At 35.6% G+C, this 247-nt stretch carries 1 pseudogene; it reads right to left on the bottom strand.

The window, feature by feature from the left end:
* Positions 1 to 247, bottom strand: a pseudogene (locus tag SB658_RS26460) (D-alanyl-D-alanine carboxypeptidase); the annotation flags it as partial.

A 247-nucleotide genomic window follows, 5' to 3' on the forward strand; every position in this document is an offset into this window, starting at 1 on the left:
CTCCGATAGAGCGCATTGTTAATACGAACCAATTTGCCTTTTCAACTTCTTCTGTCGTTTTTGCAGTAACTTTCATACTTTTACTACCGTCTAAGAAACCATATTTATCAGTTGATTCTAAAGTAATTGAGCCTACTTTGGCATCTTTCTTAATAGGAGCAACTAAATGTCCATCTTCAGCAAGAGATTTATCTACTTCAGCCCCAATTTTATAAGGATCTTTGCTACCTTTTTTCGCGATTACTGT

The sequence above is a fragment of the Bacillus sp. SIMBA_008 genome (assembly GCF_046535495.1).
Taxonomy (GTDB): Bacteria; Bacillota; Bacilli; order Bacillales; family Bacillaceae; genus Bacillus; species Bacillus subtilis.